The sequence below is a fragment of the Roseisolibacter sp. H3M3-2 genome, from assembly GCF_029211165.1.
Taxonomy (GTDB): domain Bacteria; phylum Gemmatimonadota; class Gemmatimonadetes; order Gemmatimonadales; family Gemmatimonadaceae; genus Roseisolibacter.
On sequence record NZ_JARGEK010000657.1, the window covers coordinates 1 to 1,239 of the forward strand.

2 protein-coding genes are annotated in these 1,239 nt (G+C 80.5%); both read left to right on the plus strand.

All coding sequences use genetic code 11. The features are described 5' to 3' along the window. A partial coding sequence (locus tag PYV61_RS25510) for an ATP-binding cassette domain-containing protein (RefSeq protein WP_275836698.1) occupies window positions 1–843 on the plus strand: 843 nt, incomplete at its 5' end. Beyond that, window positions 840–1,239, plus strand: a 400-nt coding sequence (locus tag PYV61_RS25515; protein ID WP_275836699.1) for a PhzF family phenazine biosynthesis isomerase, incomplete at its 3' end; no start/stop codon positions are given. The genes PYV61_RS25510 and PYV61_RS25515, both read left to right, overlap by 4 nt.

Below are 1,239 nucleotides of genomic sequence, written 5' to 3' on the forward strand. Positions count from 1 at the left end.
CGGGCGGTGCGCGAGCGCCGGGCGCGCCGCGACGCGCGCGGGCGCCGCGAGCGCACCCTCGGCCGCCTGACGAAGCTCGAGCTGAACGGGATGCGCGAGAGCGCCGAGGGGAGCGTCGGGCGCGAGGGGGCGCAGCAGGAGCGCGCGCTCGAGGCGTCGCGCGAGCGCGTCCGCGCGGCGCACGCGCAGGTGGACGACCGCCCCGCGGCCGCGCTCCCGCCGACGTCCGCCGTCGTGCGGCCGCGCGCGCTGGTCGTCGAGTCGGCCGGCGTCGCGTCGCGCGGCCCCGACGGCCGCGTCGCGCTCGCGCCGACCTCGCTCACCATCGTCGGGCCGGAGCGGATCGCCGTCGTCGGCGCCAACGGGAGCGGCAAGACGACGCTGCTGCGCGTCCTCGCGGGCGCGCTCGCGCCGACGGAGGGGACGGTGCGCCGCGGCGCCGCCGCCGCCGTCGTCGCGTACCTGGAGCAGGACGCCGCGCTCGACGGCGCGGGCGAGACGGTCGAGGCGCGCTTCGCCGCCTGGCACCCCACGCTCGACGCGACGGCCTGCCGCCTCGCGCTGGCGCGCGTCGGCTTCCGCGCCGACGCGGCGCGCCGCCCGGTGGCCACGCTCAGCGGCGGCGAGCGGCAGCGGCGCGCGCCGGCGGCGACGCTCGCCGCGCCGCGCCCGCCCGCGCTCCTGCTGCTCGACGAGCCGACCAACCACCTCGACCTCGACGCCGTGCGGGCGGTGGAGGGCGCGCTGCGCGCCTTCGACGGCGCGCTCGTCGTGGTCAGCCACGACCGCGCCTTCCTCGACGCGCTCGGCCTCCACCGCACCCTCGACCTCACGCTTCCATGACCGCCGCCCTGCACCGCGTCGCCGCCTTCACCACGACCCCCGACGGCGGCAACCCCGCCGGCGTGTGGGTCGGCGACGCGCACCCCGACGCCGCCGAGATGCAGCGCATCGCCGCCGAGGTCGGGTACTCGGAGACCGCGTTCGTGGCGCCGGCGCACGGCGCCGCGCGCACGGTGCGCTACTTCAGCCCCGTCGCCGAGGTGAGCTTCTGCGGCCACGCCACCATCGCCGCCGGCGTCGTGCTCGGCGAGGCGGAGGGGGACGGCACGTTCCGGCTGGCGACGCCGGTCGGCGAGGTGCCGGTCGCGGTGCGCACGCGCGACGGGCGGCGCGAGGCGTCGCTGACCTCGGTCGCGCCGCGCCACGAGGCGGCGCCGGCGGCGCTGGTCGCGGCGG